The sequence below is a fragment of the Alcanivorax sp. HI0044 genome, assembly GCF_001634945.1.
Map to the genome: position 1 here is coordinate 1 of NZ_LWEZ01000638.1, position 1,322 is coordinate 1,322.

The window sequence follows — 1,322 nt, forward strand, 5'->3', positions numbered from 1 at the left end:
CATCATCACGACCAGTTGCTGGCGGTGCTGGGTAAAGAGCAAGAACGGATTGCTCTGGCGGAGCCTTACCTGGATTGGCTGATTGGTGCGCAGGCCTGGGGTGATGCCATGGCACTGGTTACTCGCCAGCGCCTGCGCGACCGGCAGTGGTTGCCGGCGGCGCCAGCATTACGGTTGGCATTGGCTGAAGGTGTTTATAGCCGTGATCCCAAACTGGCGGTTGCCTTGCTCAAGGACCTCCACCAGAAACACCCGGATTTTACCGATCTTGGGGAAGCCTACCTGTTGTTGGCGAAAGTGCTGGCCGAGCAGTTCGGGCTGGCGGGCAAGGCCGAGCAGTACCTGCGTTTTGTGGAAAGCCATTGCCGCGATGCCCGCTTGCGCCAGAAAGTCTTGGAGTGCCGGGCTGCCTGGGGGTGAGTGGTAAAGAATTAGCCCCCGGCGTTAATCACGCCAGCGCCTTTGCCCGGTGTGCCAGTCCTTCCTGAAGCAAGGTGTCACGCAGCTGAGCGATGGCGTCTGCCTTGAGTGCATGATCATCCAGTTCCCGCGCCAGCTTTTCTGCCTGCTGAAACTCACCTGCCCGCGTTAATGTTTGCAGGAGTGGCCAGCCAATGGCGGCGGGCAGCGCGGTGCCGCCGCGTTGCCGGTACTGCTGCCAGCACTGCGCCACCTGAATGGCCTGGCCTTCTTCTGTTGCCGGGTGGACGAACAGTTGCTGGGCGACGGTGGTCCAGGCAGCGTTATCGCTGAGTAATTGTTGCGCGGTGAATTGCCCGGTGAGGGCGTCGAAATGATCCGGTTCGGTGACAAGAATTTGCGCGAAGGCCGTGCTGGCCACGTCGCCGTTCAATTGTCCCAGGGCGTCCCAGCCCCGGGTCAGTGAGGAAAGTTGCTGAGGGTCCGTGGGGGGATTGTCTTGCTGCGCGGCTTCGACCGGTTGTGGGCGCATGATCTGGACCAGCAGCAAGCCGCCGATAAAGGCGGCGATGCCCGCACTGAGATTGGCGAGCAACGGGGTGCTGAACAGAGCCAACGCTGCCATGACCGCCACGGGCAGGGGCAGCAAGGTGTAGGGGGATACCGGCAAGCGTTGCCACTGCCTGTGTTTGGGGTGCCAGAGGGGCAGTTGCAGGGTGCTGCGTTGCAGGCCAAAGAAAGCGCCGAACCAGACCAGCAGTGGTGCCGTGGCACCGTGGAACGGAATCTGCCCCGGGCTCGCCAGCAACAGGTAGCCAAAGCCACTGAGCAGGCAGCCGAGTATCCACAGGGCGAATACCCGGCCATGGCCAAGGCGGCGCTCCAGAGTGGGGGCCAGCGGT

The 1,322-nt window shown here is 62.6% G+C and carries 1 protein-coding gene and 1 pseudogene; one reads left to right on the forward strand and one right to left on the reverse strand.

Annotated features, from left to right (window positions below; translation table 11 throughout):
• Window positions 1-420: pseudogene (locus tag A3730_RS31285) on the forward strand (hypothetical protein); the annotation flags it as partial.
• Window positions 421-448: 28 nt separating this feature from the next.
• On the opposite strand, the gene A3730_RS07755 reads toward A3730_RS31285, so the two are convergent.
• A partial coding sequence (locus A3730_RS07755; protein WP_156501063.1) for a rhomboid family intramembrane serine protease occupies window positions 449-1,322 on the reverse strand: 874 nt, incomplete at its 5' end.